The sequence below is a fragment of the Spirillospora sp. NPDC029432 genome (genome assembly GCF_040703975.1).
Taxonomy (GTDB): Bacteria; Actinomycetota; Actinomycetes; order Streptosporangiales; family Streptosporangiaceae; genus Spirillospora.
In genome coordinates this window covers 744-22359 of record NZ_JBEZWH010000057.1, presented here as the reverse complement: position 1 = coordinate 22359, position 21616 = coordinate 744, and the positions used below count along the sequence as shown (strand labels likewise).

At 73.3% G+C, this 21616-nt stretch carries 20 protein-coding genes; 7 read left to right on the top strand and 13 right to left on the bottom strand.

What is annotated here, in order from left to right:
* Window positions 1–45: 45 nt before the first annotated feature.
* The 3 genes from AB0881_RS31955 to AB0881_RS31945 form a co-directional block, all read right to left on the bottom strand.
* Window positions 46–399 (bottom strand): YciI family protein, encoded by a 354-nt coding sequence (locus tag AB0881_RS31955; RefSeq protein WP_366622935.1) that lies wholly within the window; start codon window positions 397–399, stop codon window positions 46–48.
* A gap of 138 nt (window positions 400–537) precedes the next feature.
* Entirely contained in the window at window positions 538–1107 is a 570-nt protein-coding gene (locus tag AB0881_RS31950) for a dihydrofolate reductase family protein (RefSeq protein WP_366622933.1), read from the bottom strand.
* A 57-nt stretch (window positions 1108–1164) separates the two neighbouring features.
* Window positions 1165–1728 (bottom strand): NAD(P)H-dependent oxidoreductase, encoded by a 564-nt coding sequence (locus tag AB0881_RS31945; protein WP_366622931.1) that lies wholly within the window; start codon window positions 1726–1728, stop codon window positions 1165–1167.
* Window positions 1729–1873: 145 nt separating this feature from the next.
* Between AB0881_RS31945 and AB0881_RS31940 the strand changes: the two genes are divergently transcribed.
* Together AB0881_RS31940 and AB0881_RS31935 are read left to right on the top strand one after the other, a co-directional pair.
* A complete protein-coding gene (locus tag AB0881_RS31940) occupies window positions 1874–5041 on the top strand; it encodes a BTAD domain-containing putative transcriptional regulator (protein ID WP_366622930.1) in 3168 nt (1055 codons plus the stop codon).
* A gap of 58 nt (window positions 5042–5099) precedes the next feature.
* Window positions 5100–8153: a BTAD domain-containing putative transcriptional regulator gene (locus AB0881_RS31935; RefSeq protein WP_366622928.1), complete on the top strand. Its 3054-nt coding sequence runs from the start codon at window positions 5100–5102 to the stop codon at window positions 8151–8153.
* Here AB0881_RS31935 and AB0881_RS31930 read toward each other — a convergent pair.
* Window positions 8117–8557 (bottom strand): SRPBCC domain-containing protein, encoded by a 441-nt coding sequence (locus AB0881_RS31930; RefSeq protein ID WP_366622927.1) that lies wholly within the window; start codon window positions 8555–8557, stop codon window positions 8117–8119. The two genes, AB0881_RS31935 and AB0881_RS31930, sit on opposite strands and share 37 nt — an antisense overlap.
* A gap of 135 nt (window positions 8558–8692) precedes the next feature.
* On the opposite strand from AB0881_RS31930, the gene AB0881_RS31925 reads away from it, so the two are divergent.
* Window positions 8693–9313, top strand: a complete 621-nt coding sequence (locus AB0881_RS31925) for a hypothetical protein (protein ID WP_366622926.1) — start codon at window positions 8693–8695, stop codon at window positions 9311–9313.
* Between the two features lie 16 nt (window positions 9314–9329).
* Here the strand turns inward: AB0881_RS31925 and AB0881_RS31920 are convergent, their stop codons facing one another.
* Both AB0881_RS31920 and AB0881_RS31915 read right to left on the bottom strand, forming a co-directional pair.
* A complete protein-coding gene (locus AB0881_RS31920) occupies window positions 9330–9722 on the bottom strand; it encodes a VOC family protein (protein WP_366622924.1) in 393 nt (130 codons plus the stop codon).
* Between the two features lie 17 nt (window positions 9723–9739).
* A complete protein-coding gene (locus tag AB0881_RS31915) occupies window positions 9740–9934 on the bottom strand; it encodes a hypothetical protein (protein ID WP_366622922.1) in 195 nt (64 codons plus the stop codon).
* A 142-nt stretch (window positions 9935–10076) separates the two neighbouring features.
* Here AB0881_RS31915 and AB0881_RS31910 point away from each other — a divergent pair, with 142 nt between their 5' ends.
* Entirely contained in the window at window positions 10077–10328 is a 252-nt protein-coding gene (locus tag AB0881_RS31910; protein ID WP_366622920.1) for a hypothetical protein, read from the top strand.
* A 73-nt stretch (window positions 10329–10401) separates the two neighbouring features.
* Here the strand turns inward: AB0881_RS31910 and AB0881_RS31905 are convergent, their stop codons facing one another.
* The 5 genes from AB0881_RS31905 to AB0881_RS31885 form a co-directional block, all read right to left on the bottom strand.
* A complete protein-coding gene (locus AB0881_RS31905; RefSeq protein ID WP_366622918.1) occupies window positions 10402–11031 on the bottom strand; it encodes a response regulator transcription factor in 630 nt (209 codons plus the stop codon).
* Window positions 11028–12164 carry a sensor histidine kinase gene (locus tag AB0881_RS31900; RefSeq protein WP_366622916.1) on the bottom strand — a complete coding sequence of 379 codons (1137 nt, stop codon included), beginning with the start codon at window positions 12162–12164 and terminating at the stop codon, window positions 11028–11030. The genes AB0881_RS31905 and AB0881_RS31900 overlap by 4 nt, the downstream gene beginning before the upstream one ends.
* Window positions 12165–12169: 5 nt before the next feature.
* Entirely contained in the window at window positions 12170–14332 is a 2163-nt protein-coding gene (locus AB0881_RS31895) for an MMPL family transporter (protein ID WP_366622914.1), read from the bottom strand.
* 150 nt (window positions 14333–14482) lie between these two features.
* Window positions 14483–15532, bottom strand: coding sequence for an LLM class flavin-dependent oxidoreductase (locus AB0881_RS31890; protein WP_366622912.1), 1050 nt, complete (start codon window positions 15530–15532; stop codon window positions 14483–14485).
* Between the two features lie 85 nt (window positions 15533–15617).
* Entirely contained in the window at window positions 15618–16847 is a 1230-nt protein-coding gene (locus AB0881_RS31885) for an ABC transporter substrate-binding protein (protein ID WP_366622910.1), read from the bottom strand.
* A gap of 167 nt (window positions 16848–17014) precedes the next feature.
* On the opposite strand from AB0881_RS31885, the gene AB0881_RS31880 reads away from it, so the two are divergent.
* Genes AB0881_RS31880 through AB0881_RS31870 form a run of 3 tightly spaced genes read left to right on the top strand, consistent with a single transcriptional unit; the run spans window position 17015 to window position 20643 of the window.
* Window positions 17015–19660, top strand: coding sequence for a nitrate- and nitrite sensing domain-containing protein (locus AB0881_RS31880; RefSeq protein WP_366622908.1), 2646 nt, complete (start codon window positions 17015–17017; stop codon window positions 19658–19660).
* 7 nt (window positions 19661–19667) lie between these two features.
* The gene (locus AB0881_RS31875; RefSeq protein ID WP_366622906.1) at window positions 19668–20048 is read left to right on the top strand and encodes a DUF742 domain-containing protein; all 381 of its coding nucleotides are present in this window, start codon (window positions 19668–19670) and stop codon (window positions 20046–20048) included.
* Window positions 20029–20643 (top strand): ATP/GTP-binding protein, encoded by a 615-nt coding sequence (locus AB0881_RS31870; RefSeq protein ID WP_366622904.1) that lies wholly within the window; start codon window positions 20029–20031, stop codon window positions 20641–20643. Before AB0881_RS31875 ends, AB0881_RS31870 begins: the two co-directional genes overlap by 20 nt.
* Window positions 20644–20645: 2 nt before the next feature.
* Here AB0881_RS31870 and AB0881_RS31865 read toward each other — a convergent pair whose 3' ends face one another.
* Together AB0881_RS31865 and AB0881_RS31860 are read right to left on the bottom strand one after the other, a co-directional pair.
* Window positions 20646–20930 (bottom strand): hypothetical protein, encoded by a 285-nt coding sequence (locus AB0881_RS31865; protein ID WP_366622902.1) that lies wholly within the window; start codon window positions 20928–20930, stop codon window positions 20646–20648.
* Window positions 20927–21466, bottom strand: a complete 540-nt coding sequence (locus AB0881_RS31860; RefSeq protein ID WP_366622900.1) for a class E sortase — start codon at window positions 21464–21466, stop codon at window positions 20927–20929. Before AB0881_RS31860 ends, AB0881_RS31865 begins: the two co-directional genes overlap by 4 nt.
* Window positions 21467–21616 lie beyond the last annotated feature (150 nt).

Genomic DNA, 21616 nt, shown 5'->3' with positions numbered 1-21616 from the left:
GGGCGTTCCGGGCTCACCGGCCGATCACTGGCCGATCTCCGCCGGTCACTGGCCGGGGAACGGGTCCCCCGGGCCGAAGACCTGCTTGATCACGCCCTGGCCGTCGCCGACGATCGAGTAGAACCGCTTGGAGAGCTCGATGGCCTCCTCGCGGGTCCGGGTCTCGACCAGCGCGAAGCCGACCACGGCCTCCTTGGCCTCGGTGAACGGCCCGTCGGTCACGGTGACCTTGCCGCCCTCGGACTTGATGCGGACACCGTCCGGCTCCAGCCCGCCGGTCGCCAGCAGCGAGCCCGCCCGGGTCAGCTCCTCGATGAAGGCGCCCATCTCCGCCATCATCTTCTCGTCCGGCGCCCCGCCGTCCGAGCCGTCGTCCGTCGTCATCATCAGGAACCGCATCGTCTTCTCCCATCGGATGCGCGGGCGGGACGGCGTGTCCGTCCCGCCCGTCACCAACGCGTCGTTCGGACGACGGCCGGATCGACATCCCGGACGACATTCTTCCGACATTTTTTCCGCGTCGGCCGTCCGCCCTGGTCAGGCGTCCTTTCCGGGGGCGATCGGGCGGTAGGTCGCCACGATCACGCCGGAGCCGAACGTGGTCGTGTCCGCCAGCTCGAACTTCGACGAGAAGCCCTCGGCCGTGATCAGGTCGGCGGCGTCGCCGGTCCCGACCATGACCGGGTGGATCCACAGCCGCACCTCGTCCAGCAGGCCGTTCTCGACCAGCGTCCGGGACACCTGGCCGAAGCCGTACTGGACGATGTCCTGCCCCTCCTGCTGCTTGATCTTGCGGACCTCGTCGGCCACGTTCTCCTTGATGATCACGGTGTTGTTCCACTCGCCCTTCTCCAGCGTGGTGGAGACGGCGTAGTGCGTGATCGAGTTCATCCGGACGCCGTAGTCGCCGGTCTGCTCCTCCATGCTCGGCCAGGCCTGCGCGAAGCCCTCGTAGGTCACGCGGCCGGCGATCAGGGCGTCGCAGGAGAAGAGCAGCTCGCGGGCGTACGCCTGGGCCTCCCCGTCGAAGTACTCCATGGTCCACATGTGCGGGTTCTCGATGACGCCGTCGAGCGAGATGTAGGTGGAGTTGATGATCTTGCGCATGGCCGCCTCCTTGGCGATCGGTGGTTCTCGGGTCTTCGGGTCTTCGGTTTCTCGGGATCAGGTGGTGTACGGGGTCCTGGCGCGCGCGTCCCGGAGGGCGCGGGCCCACCAGCAGAGCTGGTCGAGGGTGGTCCTGACGGCGGTGTTGCACTCGGCGGTCGGCTTCGGCCAGGAACCGTCGGGCGCGAAGTCCTCCCAGTAGCGGGGGAGGACGACGCCGTCCCGGATCGTCACCGCGTGCAGCTCGGCGAACACCTGCCGGAGCTGCGCCGCGGCGTTCAGCCCGCCGGACTCGCGGCCGTACGAGACGAGGGCGACCGGCTTGGCCTTCCACTCCTCGTAGTACCAGTCGATGGCGGTCTTGAGCGGCGCCGGGAAGCTCTGGTTGTACTCGGGCGTCACCACGGCGAACGCGTCCGCCGCGGCCAGCCGCGGCGCCAGCTCCTTCACCGGCGCCGGGACCGGCATGTCGTGGTCGGTGAGCGTGGCCGGCAGCCCGGCCTCGGCCAGGTCGACCAGGTCGACCGTGAAGTCCGGGCGGCGGCGGGCGTGACCGGCGAACCAGTCCGCCACCGTCGGCCCGAACCGGCCGTCGCGGGTGCTGCCGATGATGACCGCCATCCTGAGCATCTCCGCCCCCTCTCTGTGGACGAGTACCACGATGCCCGAGGGGTCTTACGGGATCTTTACGGCGAGTTGCTGGCCGTTTCGCGCCGCTTTACGGCGGCTCGCCGGTCCGGTCGGGGCCTGGCGCTATCGTGCGCTCATGCGTTTCGGGGTGCTGGGGCCGCTGGCCGTCTGGACGGACGGCGGCGAGCCCGTCGCGGTCCCCGGGCTGAAGGTGCGGGCCCTGCTCGCCGACCTGCTGCTGAACGAGGGCCGCCCCGTACCGGCCGACCGGCTGATCGACGACCTGTGGGGCGAGGACCTGCCGGGCAACCCGCCCGCCGCGCTGTCGGCCAAGGTCTCGCAGCTGCGCCGGATCTTCGAGGACGCCGAGGCGGGGGCGCGCGCACTCGTCGCGACCCGCCCCGCCGGGTACGTCCTGGACGTCCCTCCCGAACGGGTCGACGCGCACCGGTTCCAGGCCGCCGCCGCCCGCGCCCGGGACACGCGCGCGCCCGCGGGCAGGGCGGCGCTGTTCGCGGAGGCGCTGGGGCTGTGGCGCGGGGACGCGCTCGCCGACTTCGCGGGCGAGCCGTTCGCGCGGGCCGCGACCGCCCGGCTGGAGGAGCTGCGGCTGGCCGTGCTGGAGGAGCACGCCGAGGTGCGGCTCGAACTGGGCGAGCACGGCGTCCTGGCCGGCGAGCTGGGCGACCTGCTTGCCGCGCACCCGTTCCGCGAGCGGCTGCGCGCGGCGCACATGCGGGCGCTCTACCGTTCCGGGCGGCAGGGCGAGGCGCTCGCGAGCTACGAGTCGCTGCGCGCCGCGCTGGCCGACGAGCTGGGGCTCGACCCGGGGCCCGAGCTGGTCGCGCTGCACCGGTCGATCCTCGCGCAGGACGCCGGTCTGGAGCCCGCGCGGCCGCCCGCCCCGGCCGCCGGCCGCCCCACCACCAATCTGCGGATCCCGCCCACCGAGCTGGTCGGCCGCGAGGAGGACGCCGGGCGCGTCCGCGGCCTGCTGGACGAGGCGCGGCTGGTGACGCTGACCGGGCCGGGCGGCGTCGGCAAGACCCGGCTCGCGATCGAGGCCGCCGCCGGAACGGCCTTTCCGGGCGGCGTGTGGATGGTGGAGCTGGCGGCGTTCGAGCGGTCCGCGACCACCGCCGACCTCACCGACGGCATCATGCGCGTGCTCGACGTCCACGATTCGGCGGAGCACGGCACGCCCGCCGGGCGGCTGGCCGAGGCGCTGGACGGCCCGCCGGCGCTGCTCCTGCTCGACAACTGCGAGCACGTGATCGACCAGGTCGCGGAGCTGGCGAGCGGCCTGCTCGCCGCCGTGACCGGGCTGCGCGTCCTGGCGACCAGCCGCGAGCCGCTGGACGTCCCCGGCGAGACCGTCTGGAACGTCGCGCCGCTGGACGTCCCCGAGACCAGCGAGGCGGATCCTGCCGTGCTGGAACGGTCGAGCGCCGTCCGGCTGTTCGTCGCCCGCGCGTCCGCCGCGGCGCGCGACTTCCGCCTCGACGCGGGCACCGCCGCCGCCGTCGCAACCCTCTGCCGCCGCCTGGACGGCATCCCGCTCGCGCTCGAACTGGCCGCGACGCGCGTCCGGGCCCTCGGCGTGCACGGCCTGGTGGCCCGCCTGGACGACCGCTTCCGCCTGCTGGCGACCGGCCACCGCGGCGCCCCGCACCGCCAGCGCACCCTCACCGCCATGATCGAGTGGAGCTGGGAGCTGCTGTCCGAGCCGGAACGGGTCGTGCTGCGCCGGCTCGCCGTACACGCCGGCGGCTGCTCCCTGGAGGCGGCCGAGGCCGTCTGCGCGGGGGGCGACGAGGACGTCCTCGACCTGCTGGCCCGGCTCGTCGACCGTTCCCTGGTCGTCGCGACCGACCACGCCGACGGCCCCCGCTACCGGCTGCTGGAATCGGTCGCCGCGTACTGCACGGACCGGTTGCAGGAGGCAGGCGAGTACCAGGACGTCCTACGGCGGCACCACGTCTACTACACCGAACTGGCCGAACGGGCCGAGCCGTACCTCTACGGTCACGACCAGGACCGCTGGCTGCGCCTCCTGGACACCGAGGCCGCCAACTTTCGCGTCGCCCTGGACGGCGAGCACGCGCTGCGCCTGGCGAACGCCCTCACCTGGTACTGGTTCCTGCGCGGCCGCCTCGCCGAGGCGCTCCGCTCCCTGGACGCGGCCCTCCAGAAGGGAGGCGACGAAGCGGCCCGCGCCCGCGCCGCCGCCTGGCGCGAGGGCATCGCGCTCGTCCAGGGCGACGGCGACGGCTGGCCCGCCCGCCGCCGGAAGGCCGTCGCGGGGCTCGCCCCGACCTCCCCTCACCAGCGTGCGCGCGCTCTCTGGTTCCTGGCGTACTGCGGGAGCCGGTACGACGAGGCCGCCGCCGGCGAGGAGCTGCTCGACCTGGCGATGGAGACGTTCACCGAGCAGGGCGACACGTGGGGCGAGGCCGCCACGCTGTCCATGAGGGCGATGCACGCGCACATCCGCGGCGACCCCGCCGCGGTCGAGAGCCTGAGCGAGCGCGCCGACCGGATCTTCGCCCGGCTGGGCGACCGCTGGGGCCGCCTCCAGGCGATCGGCTGGCTGTCCGCCCACGCCGAGCTGGTCGGCGCGTTCGAGCGCGCCGCGGAGCTCCAGCGCGACGGCATCGCCATGGCCGAGGACCTCCACCTGTGGCCGGAGGTCGCGATCGGGTACGCCTTCCTCGGCTGGGTCTCCCTCCAGCTCGGCGAGTTCGCGGAGGCGCGCGCGTGCGCCGAGCGCGCGCTGGGCTCGAACGACCGGCAGTCCCACATCTTCGCCGAGATCATCCTGGGCTTCGCCGCCTGCCGGGAGGGCGACGCGGACGAGGCCGAGTCCCGCCTGACCGCCCTCCTCAAGGACCTCCCGGCCGGGGACGACGACCAGCCCCCCATCTTCCTGCCCCTCCTCAACGAGGGCCTGGCCCGCGCGGCCGAGCTGCGCGGCGACCTGCCCGAGGCCCTGCGCCTCTACCGGGAGAACCTCGGCCTCGCCGTACGCGCGGACGGCCCGCGCGTCATGGCCGTCTCCCTGGAATGCATGGCCGGAGTCCTCAGTCTCATGGGCCGTTCCCCCGACGCGGCCCGCTTCCTAGGAGCCGCCGCGGAGATCCGCCGCGTACGGAACCTGGGGCCGGGCGTGACCGAACGCGCCGACGTGTCCCGTACCGAGGCGCGGCTACGCGCGGACCTGGGCGACACCCTGCAAGCAGAGCTGGCCGAAGGCGCCGCCCTCACCCCCTCCGCGTGCCTGGAGCGGGCGGACGCCCTGCTCTGAGACGGGCATTGAGACGGGCATTGAGACGGGCATTGAGACGGGGCATAAGGTCCCTCTTATGCGTTTCGGAGTTCTGGGACCGGTCACGACCTGGACCGATGCGGGCGAGGCCGTCACGATCCCCGGGCTGAAGGTGCGCCTGCTGCTGGCCGACCTGCTCGCCCACGAGGGACGGGTCGTGCCCGCCGACCGCCTCATCGAGGACCTGTGGGGGGACGAGCCGCCCGCCGACCCCACGGCCGCCCTCCAGGTGCGGGTGTCGCAGCTGCGCCGCGCGCTCGCGGACGCCGAGCCGGGCGGCAGGGACCTGGTCGTCTCCCGCGCGCCCGGCTACGCGCTGGCCGCCGCGCCGGACGCGGTCGACGCCGCCCGCTTCGAGCGGCTCGCCGGGGCCGGCCGGTACGCCGAGGCGCTCGCCCTGTGGCGCGGCGACCCGTACGCCGACTTCGCCGACGCCGAGTTCCTCCAGCCGGTGGTCGCGCGGCTGGCCGAGGCGCGCCTGTCGGCCGCCGAGGCCCACGCCGCCGAACGCCTCGACGCCGGCGAGCCCGTCGACGTCGCCGAACTGGTCGCCGAGCACCCTCTGCGGGAGCGGCTCCGCGCCGTCCACATGACGTCCCTGTACCAGCGCGGCCTCCAGAGCGAGGCCCTCGCCACGTACGCCGACCTGCGCGAACGCCTCGCGGACGAGCTCGGGCTCGACCCGTCCCCGGAGCTGGCCGCCCTCTACGAGCGGATCCTGCGCCAGGCCCCCGAGCTGAAGGGCACGCGCGAACGCCCCCGTACCAACCTCCCCGCGCCCGTCGGCGAACTCATCGGCCGCGACACCGCGATCACCGAGCTGCGCGACCTGCTGGCCGGCGAGCGCCTCGTCACCCTCACCGGCCCCGGAGGCGTGGGCAAGACGAGCCTGGCCCTGGAGGTCGGAAGGCGGCTCCTGGACGGCCAGCCGGACGGCGTCTGGATCGTCGAACTCGCCGCGTACGAACCCGGCACGGCATCGCTCGCCGAGGCCGCGCTCGCCGCCCTCGACGTCCGCGCCGGGGCCGCCGACGCCCTGGACCACCTGACCGGGGCGCTGCGCGACCGGCGCCTCCTGCTGGTCCTCGACAACTGCGAGCACGTGATCGACCAGGCCGCCGCGCTGGCCGGCCGGCTGCTGCGCGCCGCCCCCGGCCTGCGGATCCTCGCCACCAGCCGGGAGCCGCTGAACGTCGCGGGCGAGACGCTGTACGGCGTCCCGGCCCTCGCCGTCCCCGCCGGATCCGACGACCTGCCCGCCGTGGCCGCGACCGACGCCGCACGGCTGTTCCAGGCGCGGGCGGCCGCCGCCGCGCCCGGCTTCGCGCTCGACGCGGCCAACGCCGGCGCGGTCGCGCAGCTCTGCCGCAGGCTGGACGGCATCCCGCTGGCGCTGGAACTGGCCGCGACCCGCGTCCGCGCCCTCGGCGTCCAGGAGATCGTGGCGCGGCTCGACGACCGGTTCCGCCTCCTGAAGGGCTTCCAGCGCGGCGCGCCCGCCCGGCAGCAGACCCTCGCCGCCGTCATCGACTGGAGCTGGACGCTGCTCGGCGACGAGGAACGGCTCGTCCTGCGGCGCCTCGCGGTCCACGCCGACGGCTGCGACCTGGACGCGGCCGAGACCGTCTGCGGCGAACCGGACATCGACGTCGTGGACGTCCTGGGACGGCTCGTCGACCGTTCCCTCGTCGTCGCCGCGGACGGCGCCCGCGGCATGCGCTACCGGCTCCTCGAATCGGTCGCCGCGTACTGCCTGCGCCGGCTGGAGGACGCCGGCGAGACGGAGACCGTCCGCTCGGCCCACGCCGCGTACTACACCGGACTCGCCGTGCGGGCCGAGCGGCATCTGCGCGGAGCCGACCAGACGGAATGGATGCGGCGCCTGGACGCCGAGTCCGCGAACCTCCGCGCCGCCCTCGACGCCGCCTCCCCGCCCGTCGCCCTGCGGCTGGTCAACGCGCTCGCCTGGTACTGGTTCCTGCGCGGACGCCTCCCCGAGGCGCGCCGCTCGCTCACCCGCGCCCTGACCGGCGCCGACCCCGGCCCCGACCGGGCCAGGGCCGCCGCCTGGCTCGCCGGCTTCACCCTCCTGACCGGCGGGGACGCCGACTGGAAGGGCGCCCTGGACGGCCTCACCGACCCCGGCGACCGCGCGCGGGCCCAGTGGTTCGTCTCGCTCAGCCTTCCCGACCTGCCCTCGTCCCGCGAACTGAACGACGCCGCGCTCGCCACGTTCCGCGAGACCGGCGACCGCTGGGGCACCGCCGCCGCGCTGAGCCGGCACGCCCGCGACGCGTTCTCCCTCCGCGAGCTGGAGGCCGGCGAGCGCGCCGGCGCCGAGAGCGAGCGGATCTTCCGCGACCTCGGCGACCGCTGGGGCCGCCTCCAGGCCACCGAATGGCTGGCCGCCCTCGCCGAAGGCGCCGGCGACGTCGACCGGGCCGCCCGCCTGTTCACCGACGGCCTGCGGCTCGCCGAGGAGATGGGCCTGTGGCCGGACGCCGTGCGCCGCATGTCCTGGCTCGGCTGGATGGCCCTGAACGCCGGCGACCACGAGAGCGCGATGTCCCAGTGCGACCGGGCCCTCCGCCTCGCCGACGAGCAGGGCTACCAGGAGGGCCGCATGATGGCCTGGATGGGCTACGCCAGCGCCGCCCGCCGCGCCGGCCGCCTCGACGAGGCCGAGAAGCACCTGGACGCGATGCTCGACGGCGTCCCCCGCGACGGCGAACCGCCCCTCTTCCTCCCCTCCACCCTCGCCGAACTGGCGTTCCTCCACGAGCAGCGCGGCGACACCGCCCGCGCCCGCGCACTCGCCGCGGAGGCGTTCACCACCGCCCTGAAGGTCGGCGACCCCTGGACGACCGCGTTCGCCGTCGAGGCCCTCGCCGCCGCCTCACCCGCCGAGGACGGCGCCCGCCTCCTCGGTCTGGCCGCCGCCGCCCGCGCCGCGCACGGCGGCACGTACAACCCGTCCGAGACCCGCGACATCGAGCGCGTCACCGCGAAGCACACCGCCGCCCTCGGCGAGGCCGCCTTCGCCGCCGCGTACGCTCACGGCCGCGGCCTCTCCTTCGACGACGTCCTCTGAACGGCCAGGTGCTCCGCAAGCCGCTCGAAGAACTCGCTCCACCCCGCCCTGGCCTGCTCCGCGCCGTCGCCGTCCTGCCGGAACCGCATCGTCGTGACCCCGTCCCGCTCCTCCAGCAGGACGGTGACCACGGACACCGGCCCGCCGGGCGCGCCCATCGTCAGCACGAGCCGCCCCGGCGCCTCGACCTCGCGGTACACCCCGCCGAACGTGACCTCGTACCCCTCGTCCCCGACCATGGTCGCCTCCCACGCGCCGCCCGGCCGCACGTCCAGCGACACCCGCTCCACCGGCGTGGCGAAGATCCGCGGCCCGAACCACCGCGCGAACCTCCCCGCCCGCGTCCACGCCGCGTACACCTCCTCCCGCGACACCCCGAACTCCCGCACGATCGTCGCCTCCACGGCACCCTCCCTCGTCCCACCCGACGAGCCCCACACTCCCCGAACCCCCTTACGACCTCCTTCAAACCCGCTTAAGCCTTGGCCTGGTCCGGTCAGGGAGTAGGGCGGGGGCGGGGCGATCATTAGTTTCTGAGCATGGAGCTGCTTCGGCGGTTGGGGCCTGTGCGGACGTGGCTGCTGCTGGGTGCGGTGGCGGTGCTCGTCGCGGGCGGGATCTGGTACGTGGTCTCCCTGCCGACCAAGGTGGACCGGCTGCCCGCGCAGGCCTATGGCAAGGACTGGTACGCGGTGTGCGAGGACACCGCGTACACGAAGGCGGCGCCGTACGAGGGGCGCGGCCCGCACGAGATCGTGATCTTCGGTGCGCCCGGGGGCGGTGCGGGCGATGTCGCGGAGTCGGACAAGCCGCCCGCCACCTGGCAGCCCCGGCGGCCCGAGCAGGTGACGCTCGTCGCCTGCGCCGAGTTCGAGGACCTGCTGGATGTGGCCGCCGAGTGCCCCGTGGGCGGGCGGCGGTCGCTCTACCCGACGTTCGGGTCCCGACCGGAGCGCACGACGGCGACCCTTTCGCTGTGGAGGACGGCGTACAAGGTGACGGTGTACGAGGCGCGCACGCGGGACGAGGTCGCGTCGATGGACGTCACCGGCCAGGACACGTCCTGCCCGTACAGCCCTTCGGGCCTGATGCGGTCCGGGATCTCCTCGGCCCAGTGGAAGCGGCTCCTCGCCCGATATGTCGAGGCCGACCGCGACTGACGGCCGGGCACCGGCGTCAGGCGGGGCCGAGAAGGTCCCAGCGGTTGCCGGAGATGTCCAGGAAGACGGCCACCCGGCCGTACTCCTCCGTACGTGGCGGGCGGACGAACTGGACACCGGCCGCCGCCATACGTTCGTACGCGGCGTCGAAGTCGTCCACCCGGAGGAAGAACCCGACCCGGCCCGCGACCTGGTCCCCGATGGCGGCGGTCTGGCGCTCGCCGTCCGCCCGGGCGAGCAGGACGCCGGTCTCGGCGCCGGGCGGCCGTACGGTCACCCACCGCTTCGGACGCCCGTCGGTGGTCAGCGAGGGCGAGTCCTCGACCAGCTCGAAGCCCAGGGGGCCGGTGAAGAACTCGATGGCCCGGTCGTAGTCGTCCACGATGATCGTGGTGAGGTCGATGCGCATCCTGGTGAGAGTACGGATCACCGTGCCGGGGCGTGTTCGTCCGGCAGCGGGCGCTTGAACGCGAAGGTGATCCAGTCGTGGTCGTGCGCGTGGCTGACCAGTTCCCAGCCCTCGGCGGAGTAGGTGTCCAGCAGGTGGGCGGGGGAACGCCAGGAGTTGGAGGCGTACGGGTTGTAGGTCTCGAACGCGTGCTCCCACCGTGGCGCGTTCATAGCGGCTCCTTCAGGCCGGGAGGCTCGACGTCCGCAGCGTCTCACAGGCGTTCCCGTCCGGCGGCCTGGATTCGGCAGGGACGTGCGCGGCTTTCACGTCATTGCGGAGCGGGGCTCTGAGTGGGCGGCTCATCATGGGGTGGTGACGATTCCCATCTACACGACCGATCAGATTCCGGTGGCGGGGGTAGGGCCGGTCGAGCAGGCCTGGCCGGTGTGGGTGGTGGTCGGTGACATCGGGAAGGGCCTTGACCAGCTCGCGTACGTGGCGACTTCGCGTGGGGCGCACGCGATCGTGGGTCTGCGCGTCAGCGCGTTCAGTGTGGGCAGCCACGGTCTCGATCAGTACGTGTTGTTCGGTACGGCCGTCGCTATCAGGACGGGTGGTGACTGAGTCCCGCTCGGCCCTGCCCAGTGGACGGTGAGGCGGAGCGGTCCGGGACGGGGGATGCCGGGAGCAGTAGGGGTCAGCGGATGAGGAGGCCGCGTTCCATGGCCACGACGACGGCGTGGGTGCGGTCGTTGACGTCGAGTTTCGCGAAGATGCGCAGGAGGTGGGTCTTCACGGTGGCCTCGGCGATGACCAGGCGGCGGCCGATCTCGGCGTTGGAGAGGCCGTCCGCGACCGCGTTCAGGACGTCGGTCTCGCGGGAGGTCAGCGGGACCTGGGCGGGGCGGCGCATGCGGGCGACGAGGCGTTCGGCGACGCGGGGCGCGAGGACGGTCTCGCCCTGGGCGGCCGCGTGGATCGCGTCGACGAGCTGCTCGCGGGTGGTGTCCTTGAGCAGGTAGCCGATGGCGCCGGCCTCGACGGCGCGCTCGATGTCGGTGTCGGTGTCGTACGTGGTCAGGATCAGTACGCGGGTGCCCGTCGGGACGATCTCGGCGGTGGCGGCGACGCCGTCCAGGACGGGCATCCGCAGGTCGACGAGCGCGACGTCGGGGGCGAGGCGCGCGACGAGCTCGACGGCCTCGCGCCCGTCGCCGGCCTCGCCGACGATGGTGATGGTGGGGTCGGCGGCCAGCAGGGCGACGACGCCGGCGCGCATCACGGTGTGGTCGTCCACGACGATGACGCGGAGGGGCTGCTCGGTCATGCGGTACCTGCCGGGATCAGGGCGAGGACGCGGGTGCCGTCGCCGACGGAACTGGTGACGGTGAGGTCGCCGCCGAGTTCGGCCAGCCGTCGGCGCATGCCGTCCAGGCCGTAGCCGGGGGAGTCGCCGACCACGAAGCCGCGGCCGTCGTCGGTGATCTCCAGCTCGATGCCGTGCGGGTGGAGGGCCAGGACGACGCCGACGGTGCTGGCGGCGGCGTGCTTGCGCACGTTCGCGAGGGACTCCTGCGTGCAGCGCAGCAGCGCGATCCGGGTCGGCTGGTCGCACTCGATCTCGGGGAGTTCGGCGGTGACGGACAGGCCGGTGTCCTCGGTGAAGCGGTCCAGGGTACGGCGCAGCGTCGCCGCGATCGAGGTGCTGCTCTGGGACGGGGCGGACCCGACGAGGGCGCGGGCCTCGGCGAGGTTCTCGCGGGCGGTCCGCTCGATGGAGAGCAGCCGCTGGGCGCCGTTCTCCGGATCGGCCCGGGCCGCCTCCGCCAGCACGACGATGGAGGCGAAGCCCTGGGCCAGGGTGTCGTGGATCTCGCGGGCGAGCCGCTCGCGCTCCTCGGCGGCGCCCTGGCGCTGGTACGCCTCGGCGAGCCGCCGGCGGGTGCTGTCCAGTTCGGTGGCGAGGCGGCGGGCCCGCTCGTCGCGCTGCTCCAGGACGCGGTGCGTCCAGAGGCCGAGCAGGGCGCCGGCCGCGTAGCCGAGCAGGGTGAAGACGGCGTTGCCGGTGAGGGTGTCGCCGTCCCAGCGGATCGTGCCGGCGAACGTGAGCGCGGCGGCGGCGCTGACGAAGGCGATCGCGTGCCCCGGGTTCCTGGAGTGGATCCAGAAGAGGGGGAGGGCCACGATGAACATCGCCGCGCCGCCCCCGAGCAGGAACGACATCCCGCCCACGCCGCCCGCGAGCACGCACAGGAAGGCGTACGGGCCGATCACCCGGATGAGCGCGTGGGAGAGCGCGAGGACGGCGAGCAGCGCCACCACCGGGTACAGCGTCGCGGCGGGACGGTCATGGACGGCGATGGCCGGCGGCCACAGGCCGAACAGGATCCACACGGCGGTGTACCAGCGGCCCGGCGTCCGGGCGAGGTCCCGGACGCCGGGCCGCGGCCGAAGATCCATGCCGGTCAGCCTACTTCCAGCGGGTGCGGGGCCGCGGCGGGCGTGGCCGGGACCGTCCGGCGCGAGGGCCACCAGCACCGCTCGCCGAGCAGCAGCATCAGCGCGGGCAGGATCATGATCCGGATGACGACGGCGTCGAGCAGCACGGCCACCGCGAGCGCGAAGCCCATCTGCTTCATCTCCATGATGTGCAGCGGGACGAAGCTCGCGAACACCGTCACCATCACGAACGCGGCGCTGGTCACCACCCCGGCCGAGCCGCCGATGCCGTCCAGCACGGCCTGCCGGGTCGGCATGCCGTCCAGGACCTTCTCGCGGATCCGGCTGATGACGAAGACCTGGTAGTCCATCGACAGCCCGAACAGGATCACGAACAGGAACAGCGGGACGCGGGAGCCGATCGAGCCGGTGGAGGTGAAGTCGAGCAGCCCCTCGGCCCAGGTGTTCTGGAAGACCAGCACCAGCAGCCCGAGCGAGGCGGCGGCCGACAGCAGGTTCAGGACCACCCCGACCAGGCCGAGGACGACGGAGCGGAACGCCCACACCGTCATCGCGAACGTGACCAGGAGCAGGGCCGCGATGATGAACGGCAGCTTGCCCTTCTGGTGCTCGGGATAGTCGGCGTACCGGGCGACGTCGCCGGTCACCGCGGTCTCGGCGCCGTCCAGCGCGCCGACGGTGGCGGGTACGTGGCGCTCGCGCAGCGCTTCCAGGGAGGTGCGGGCCTGGTCCGTGCTCACATGGTGCGGTACGGGCAGTTCGAGCAGGCTGATCCGGCGGTCCGGCGAGGTGCGCAGCTCGGCGAGGCCGGCCAGGTTCGGGTCGTTCTTCGCGCGCCCGGCGAGGTCGTCCAGGGCGGCCGCGACGTCGCCGGAACGGGCGGGGTCGGCGCGCACGACGACCTGGTGCATGGCCTTCAGCTCCGGGTATGCCGCGTTCAGCCGGTCGTACGCCTGCATGGCCGGGATGTCGCGGGGGTGGGTCTCCCGGCCCATGTCGGTGAGGTCGAGCGACAGCAGCGGCGCGGCGAGGCCGAGCATGACCAGGGCGGAGACGGCGAGGGTGGCGGCTGGGTGCCGGGCGGTCGGGCGCAGCATGGCGACGGTGATCCGGCCGCCGCCGGACCGTTCCCGGCGCGGCCGTCCGGCCCGGCGGCGTTCGGCGCGGTCGCCGAGCTTGGCCAGCAGCGCGGGCAGGACGGTCAGTGAGCTGACCACCGCGACGAGCGAGACGACGATCGCGCCGGTGGCGATCGACGAGAAGATGACGTCGTCGGCCAGGTACAGCGTGGCGCTGGACGCGGCGACCGCGAGGCCGGACAGCACGACCGCGCGGCCCGAGGTGGCGGCGGCCAGCTCCACGACGGCGCGGGACGAGAGCCGGCCGCCGGAACGGGCCCGTTCCTCGCGCTCCCGCTTGAGGTAGAAGAGCGTGTAGTCGACGCCGACGGCCAGCCCGATCAGCAGGATCACGTTGGTGCCGACACCGGAGTCGGGGAACGCGTGCGAGGCGAGCATCGACAGCCCGACGGCCGCGACGATCGAGGTGAGCGCCAGCAGCAGCGGGACGACGGCCAGCGCGATCGAGCCGAAGACCAGCAGCAGCGTGACCAGGGTGACCGGCAGGGCGATCATCTCGGTGCGGGCGAGGTCGTCGCTCCGCAGCTTCTCGACGCCCTCGCTGATGGACGGGCTCCCGGTCTCCTCGACCCGGATCCCCGGATGCACGGCCTGGACCTGGGCGGTCCGCGCGCGCAGCGGCTCGACGTGCTTCTTGCCGTCGAGTTCCGGGCCCTTCATGGTCACGTCGACGCGTACCGCCGAGCCGTCGGCGGACCGTACGGGGGCGCCCACCGACTCGACCTCGGGAAGCGCCTTCATCCGGGCGGTGACGTCGCGCGCGGCGCCGTCCGCCGTGGCCGGGTCGAGGGCTCCGGTACGCGCGGTGATCAGCACCCGTTCCACGGGCCGCCGGCCCAGACCGCCCTCGGCGGCCATGGCCTCCGCGCGCCCGGCCTCGCCGATGCGGAAGTCCTCGGTGGTGGCGGCGTTCCCGCCGACGGTCATGCCGATCCCGAAGCACAGCGCCACGAACAGGAACCAGCCGGCGATCGCGCGCCAGGGGTGCCCGGCGCTCCACCGGGCCGCCCGCACAGGTAGGTCTCTCATGCCGTCAATGCTGGTCGGACGCCCTTTCCCGCCGACAGCCTCGACCGGTCGAACCTCGTGTCCACCGATCGGTGGACGAGCGGGCCTGGCCGGCGGCATGCGGAAGGGGCCGGGCAAGCCGCATGCCCGGCCCCTTGCCTGCGCGCGTGCCTACTTGAACGCGGGCATCAGCTCGTCGTGGATCAGGCGGAGCTGGGTGTCCACGTCGGCGACGTTCTCGACGTCGCGTCCGGTGAACTGCTTCACCAGGGTGGCGTCGGTGATCGCGAGGATCATGTGGTTGACGCCGGTGCCGGCGATCTCGCGCTCGATCTTCGCGCGGACCTCGTCGGGGGTGCCGGCCAGCGAGAGCTTCTCGGTGATGTCCGGGGTGGTCAGCTCGATGGCCCTGGCCAGGTCGCCGGCGCCGATGGCGGCGACGATCGGCTCCATGTCCTTCGGGTCGACGCCGTTGCGCTCCAGCTGCTCGGCCGGCATCGCGGAGGCGTAGAGGCCGACCATGCTGCGGGCCGCCTCCTTGGCCGCCTGCGAGTCGGGGCCGGTCGCGAACACGACCCAGGCGCCGATGTCCATCGACTCCCAGTCCTTGCCCGCCCGCTCGGCGCCGATCCGGAAGTTCTCGACGGCGTACTCGTACGCGCCGCGCGAGTAGCTCAGCGCGTGGTGGACGCCGTCGGACAGCTCGCCGGCGGCCTGGAACGACTTCGGCCCGCGCATCGCGCCGATCTTGACGGGGAGGTGCTCCTGGACGGGCCGGGCGAAGGTGAACAGGCCGTCGTACGAGTAGAACTCGCCGTCGCGGGTGATGGCCCCCTCGTCCAGCAGGGTCCGGACGGCCGCGACGGCCTCCTTGACGCGGGTGAGCGGCTTGGTCTTGGTCCAGTCCATCTTGTACTGGGCCAGCACGCCGAAGTTGCCGCTGCCGAGGACGACGTCGGCGCGGCCGCCGGTCAGCTCGTCGAGGGTGGCGGCGGCCTGGGCGATCAGGCTCGGCTCGCGCAGGGTGACCGCCGAGACGCTCGGACCCATGCGGATCTGGGAGGTCTGCGCGGCGGCGGCGGCGAACAGCAGCCACAGGTCCTTGTGCCACGGCTCGTCGGCCGCGTACACGGCGTGGAACCCGAGCTCGTCGGCGAGCCTGATGGAGGCCAGCGACTCCGCGACGGGGTAGTCGGGAAGCATGGCGTAGCTGAACTTCACGGGATTGCTCTCCTTGTCGTGCGCCATCGCACGTTCGGGGGATGAAGGGAGATGCTGGGGTCCTGGTGTTTCCGGGGTCTTCCTCCTAGCCCTTGATCTCTGTCCAGGCCTGGGACCAGCGCGCGTACTCGACGCACCCGTCGCCCCGGTCGTCGCCGCAGTTGGACACGGGCGTCTTCCAGAACGCGATGCGCTTGTAGAAGTCGGCGTCGCCGACCTTGAACGTCGCGCAGAATCCCTTGGCCGTGTAGCGGCACGCCTTGGGGTTGGCGGCCGCCTGTCCGAACCACTGGGCGACCTGGGCCTGCACCTTCGGTGTGGTGATCCAGTTCATCCAGCGGTACATGCAGTTGGGGTGCTTGGCGCGGGAGGAGATCATCCACGTGTCGGACCAGCCGGTGGCGCCCTCGACGGGCAGCACCGTGTCGACCGGGGCCTTCTGCTCCTTGGCCAGGTTGGCGGTCACCTGCCAGGCGGTGCCGGCGTGGTTGTCGCCGAGGACGAACGACTGCAGCTCGTCGGCGTAGTTGTGCCAGTACTGGCCGACGTTCGGGCGCTGCTGCCGGAGCAGGTCCAGCGCGGCCTCGAACTGCTTCTCGTCCAGCGCGTACGGGTCCTTGATCTTCAGGTCGGGACGGTGCGCCTTGAGGTAGAGGGCCGCGTCGGCGATGTAGATCGGGGAGTCGTAGGCGGTGATGTTGCCGGCGGCGGGCGAGTTCTTGTCCCACACGACGTTCCAGGACGTCGGCGGCTGCGGCAGCTTGTCGGTGCGATACATCAGATAGTTGGCGCCGTAACCGTGCGGGACGCCGTACATCTGCCCACCGACCGAATTGTACGGCTGTTCCTTGAGGTAGTCCGCGATGTCGGGGTAGTTGGTCAGCAGCGAGGTGTTCACCGGCGCGACGTCGCCGCCGTACACCAGGCGGAGGCTGGCGTCGCCGGACGCCGACACGCCGTCGTACTTGCCGGTCTTCATCAGCGCGACCATCGAGTCCGACGTGTCGGCGATCTTGGTGCGCACCCGGCAGCCGGTCGCCTTGGTGAACGGGGTGACCCAGTCGACCTTCGGATCGGTCGAGCCGTCCTCGGCGTACCCGGTCCACGCGACGAGGTTCAGCTGCCCCTCGGTCGCGCCGATCACCTGCTGGGCCGGGATCTGGGGGAGCGACGTGCGGGTCGCGTTCGACGAGTCGCTGCACCCGGCCAGTGCGGCGGTGACGGCCACGGCGACCGCCAGCCGTCCGCCCGTCCGGGGGCGCCGCAGGCCGGGAGGGCCGGGCGGCCTTCGCTTGAGCTGGCTCTTAAAGATCACGGTCGCGGATTGTATGCCCGCGACTACCCGTCATGTGGGCCGAACCGCAATGATTCAGATCTCTCCCCACAAGTTCCGCAAACGATCACGCGGACCTGTACCCTCTCGTGCGATCAGTAACCGTCGGCTAACAGAGAGCCTTCTTCGTGCGATCAAGGGACCGCAGTATGGGGTCACGCAGCAATCATCGGCGGCCACGTACCGGGACGAGCCGGTTCCGTACGGTTCGCTTCAAGGTCACGGCGCTGGTCCTGGTCTCGCTCGTCTCGCTGAGCATCCTGTGGGCGTTCGCGGCGAGCGTCACCCTCGGGGAAGGGCTGAACCTGCGGAACGTCGAGACCGTTCAGGACCACTTCGAGTACCCGTCCGGCGCGCTCGGCAGCACGCTGCAGGCCGAACGCCGGGCAACGATGGTCTATCTCGGCGGTAAGCAGCCCACGGACTTCGCGGTGATGGAGGCCGCCCGGCTGGTCACCGACCGGCAGGCGAGCCTGTTCCGCCGGCTGGCCGGCGACAAGGACGCGCTGGACGCCGCTCCCGCGACGACCCGGCGGCTGGCGGACGAGATCGTCCGCGGGCTGGACGGACTGGCCGGCAAGCGCAACGCCATCGACACCGGCGGCACCCAGCGCGCCCAGGCGTTCGCCGACTACACCGGCCTGATCGGCGGCATCGGTACGCTGCAGGGCACGCTGTCCACGCTGAACAACTCCGAGGTCGCCAAGGACGCCCGCAACCAGGTCGCCCTGGCCCGCGCGCGGGAGGCGCTCTCGCAGGAGGACGCGCTGCTCGCGGGCGTGCTGGCGGCCGGCCGGATCAGCCGCGCCGAGCACGCCGCGTTCGTCAAGGCGGTGGGCACCCAGCGGGCGCTGTACGACATCGCCTCGCCCGAGCTCCGCACCGAGGACCGCACGTACTTCCGCCGGGTCACCAGCACCCCGCAGTACGGCCGGCTGCGCGCGCTGGAGGACCGCTACGTCAACAGCGTCCGGCTGCCGCGCGCCGGCGCCGACGCCCCGGTGCTGTGGAAGACCACCGTCGACTCCAACCTCACCCGGCTGCGCGGCCTGGAGCTGTCGCTGATCGCCGCCGCCGAGCAGCGAGCCGAGCCGATCTCCAACGCGATCATCATGCGGGTCGCGCTGGCCGGCGTGCTGGGCCTGATCGCGGTCGTGCTGTCGGTCATCCTGGCGATCTGGGCCGCCCGCTCGGTCGTCCGCGACCTGAACGGGCTCAAGCGCGAGGCGCTCGACCTGGCCGGCAGCAAGCTGCCCGGCGTCATCCGCCGGCTGCGCCGCGGCGAGGAGGTCGACGTCGCCGCCGAGGCGCCGCCGCTGTCGTTCAGCACCGAAGAGATCGACCAGGTCGGCCAGGCGTTCAACGAGGCCCGCCGGACCGCGATCCAGGGCGCGGTCGAGGAGGCCGGGCTGCGCCGCGGCATCAGCGAGGTGTTCGTGAACCTGGCCCGCCGCAGCCAGACGCTGCTGCACCGCCAGCTCAACCTGCTCGACTCCATGGAGCGCCGGATCACCGAGCCGGACGACCTGGAGGACCTGTTCCGCATCGACCACCTCGCCACCCGCATGCGCCGCCACGCGGAGGGCCTCATCATCCTGTCCGGCCAGGCGCCGGGCCGCGGCTGGCGCAACCCGGTCGCGGTCATCGACGTGGCCCGCGCGGCCGCGTCGGAGGTCGAGGACTACACCCGGGTGTCGGTCGCCCCGATGTCGCAGGCCGCGATCTCCGGCGTGGCGGTCGCGGACGTCATCCACCTGCTCGCCGAACTCATCGAGAACGCCTGCTCGTTCTCGCCGCCGCACACCAGCGTCCAGGTGACCGGGCAGGTCGTGGCGCGCGGCTTCTCGATGGAGATCGAGGACCGCGGGCTGAGCATGGACGCGAAGAGCCTGGCCGAGGCCAACGCCCGGCTTGCCGAGCCGCCCGAGTTCGACCTGTCCGACAGCGCCCAGCTGGGCCTGTTCGTGGTCGGCCGGCTGGCGAAGCGGCACAACATCCGGGTGACGCTGCGGACCTCGCCGTTCGGCGGGATGAGCGCGGTCGTGCTGATCCCCGAGGACATCGTGGTCCACGGCGACGGCGACGGCTTCCAGGAGGCCGCCCCGCTCGCGCTCACCCGGCGCAGCGAGGACGCGCTGGTCCCGGCCGGCGTGCTGCGCGGCGGCCACGAGCGGGCCGCGCTGCCCGCCGGGTCCGGCGGCGCGGTGCTGCGCCTGCACTCGAACCAGCCGGGCCAGCCGGTCCAGCCGGGCCAGCCCGGCCATCCGGAACCGCCGTACGGCCCGAACGGCCCGACGGGCCCGATCCCGCAGCAGCCGGGCATGCCGGTCGGCATCCAGGACGCGCCGCAGCTCGGGTCACGGCACCGCCGGCCGGACGGGGAGCCGCCGCGTTCCGTACCCGATCCGGCGCCCGCGCCCGAGCCGCCGCGGCCCGAGCGGTCCGAACGGCCCGAGCGGTCCGCGCGGCCCGTCCAGGAGCTGCGGCCCGAGCGGCGCACCACCGGCGGTCCCGGCTCGCTGCGCCGCCCGCCCGGCGGGGCGTCCCGGGGCGGCGGATCGCGCGGCGGGCGGCCCGAGCTGCCCAAGCGGGTCCGGCAGGCCAACCTCGCGCCGCAGCTGCGCGAGGAGGCGGGCGGCGAGCCCGCGCCGGCGCCGGCCGAGTCGCGGGCCGAACGCTCGCCCGAGGAACTGCGTTCGATGATGTCGTCGATCCAGCTCGGCACCCGGCGCGGCCGGGACGAGACGGTCGCCGAGCCGAACATCGAGAACATCGAGTTCGACGAGGGGTCGTGAACGGTCGATGAGCGGCCCCGGTAACGAATGGCTCGACGAGGACGCCGGTCCCCTCGTCCGCTCCTACGCGCTCACGCGGGGCCGCGCCCGGCCCCGCACCCGTGGCGAGGGCTTCGAGATGATCGCCATCATCGCCACCGTCGCGACCCCGGCGGCGTCCTCGCCCGAGATCGGTCCCGAGCACCTGGCGATCGTCGACCTGTGCGTGCGGCCCCATTCGGTGGCGGAGGTCTCCGCCCGGCTGGGGCTGCCGCTGGTCGTGGTCCGGGTCCTGCTCGGCGACCTGCTCGCCCACCGGCTCATCGCGGTACGGCGCCCGCAACAGCAAAGCCCGACCGTGACCGAACATCTGCTCAGGGAAGTGCTCCATGGACTCGAGGCGCTCTGACGCCGACCCCGCGGCGATGCCTCTCGCCGTGAAGATCCTCGTGGCGGGGGGTTTCGGGGTCGGCAAGACCACGTTCGTCGGCGCGGTCAGCGAGATCAAGCCGTTGCAGACCGAGGAGGTCCTCACCGAGCAGAGCGTCGGCGTCGACGACATCTCGGGGGTGGACCGCAAGACGACCACCACCGTCGCCATGGACTTCGGCCGCATCACGATCCGGGACGGGCTGATCCTGTACCTGTTCGGGACGCCGGGCCAGGACCGGTTCTGGTTCATGTGGGACGAGCTGTCGCACGGCGCGCTCGGCGCGGTGGTGCTGGCCGACACCCGGCGGCTGGCGGACTGCTTCCCGGCCGTCGACTACTTCGAGAGCCGCGGGCTGCCGTTCGTCGTCGGCGTCAACTGCTTCGACGACGGCTACGACTACGAGACCGACGAGATCCGGGAGGCGCTCGACCTGAACGACCGGACGCCGGTCATCATGTGCGACGCGCGCAGCCGGAACTCGACCAAGAGCGTGCTCACGTCGCTGGTCAAGCACCTGATCGCGGTGAACGGCGAGGACCGCTCCGCGCAGCCGGCGGCGGGCCGGATCTGACGTCAGCCGTCGAGCGCCCAGTCGTCGGACTCCTCGTACTCGTCCTCGTACTCGTCTTCGTCGCGGGTCACGGTGACCGTGACGGGCGCCGGCTCCGGCTCCGGTACGGGCGCCGGTACGGGCGCGGGCGCCGGTTCGAGGGCGTCGAGACGGCCGTCGACGGCGCGCAGCAGCGCGCAGTCCGGAGGCGTCTCGCGGCACAGGACGGCGCGCAGGTCGTGCAGGTCCTCGACCGTCATGGCGCCCAGCGTCTTGGCGCCCCAGGCGGGGTGGTGCGCGCCGGTCACCAGGCACCCCTCCCCGGCTCCAGCCTGGCCAGCACGACCAGCCGCGCGCGGTCGGATCCGGGCGGATGGCAGCTGACCAGCGTCAGCACGGCCTCCCGCGGCGTCGCCCCCCACCGGAACGGCACCGGCGCGAGAACGCTCGTCCGGCGGGGCGAGATGACCCGCTTCCCGTACGCCCGGTAGACGAACGTCCTGCCGCCCGCCTTCACGGTGATGCGGTCGCTGGCCCGCATCCGCCCGATGCGGGCGAAGGGCGCCCTGAACGTGGTGCGGTGGGCGAGCAGCACCGCGTTCCCGGTCTCGCCCGGCATCGCCGTACCGGGGTAGTGGCCGATACCGCGCGCCAGGACCCGGCGCGTCACGCCCTCGCGGACGGGGCCGCGCACCTTCATGCGGGCGATCGTGATCCGCGCGATCCGTTCACCGGTCTCCGGCTGGGACGCGCGGGAAGGGACGGCGGCGGCCGGAGCGGTGGCAGGGGCTGCGGGGACGGCGGGCGGCAGGGCGAGCGCGACGGCGGCGATGAGCGCGTGCATGTTCCTGTCTGGTCCTTCGATCGGCCGGAACGGCGGCGGGGGGGGGGGGGGGGGGGGCGCGGCCCCCCCCCCCCCCCTTTAACGGGGCGCCGACGACGGGGGGGGGGGTGTTGGACCGGCGGGGGGGGGTGTGGGGGGGGGGGGCCCCCC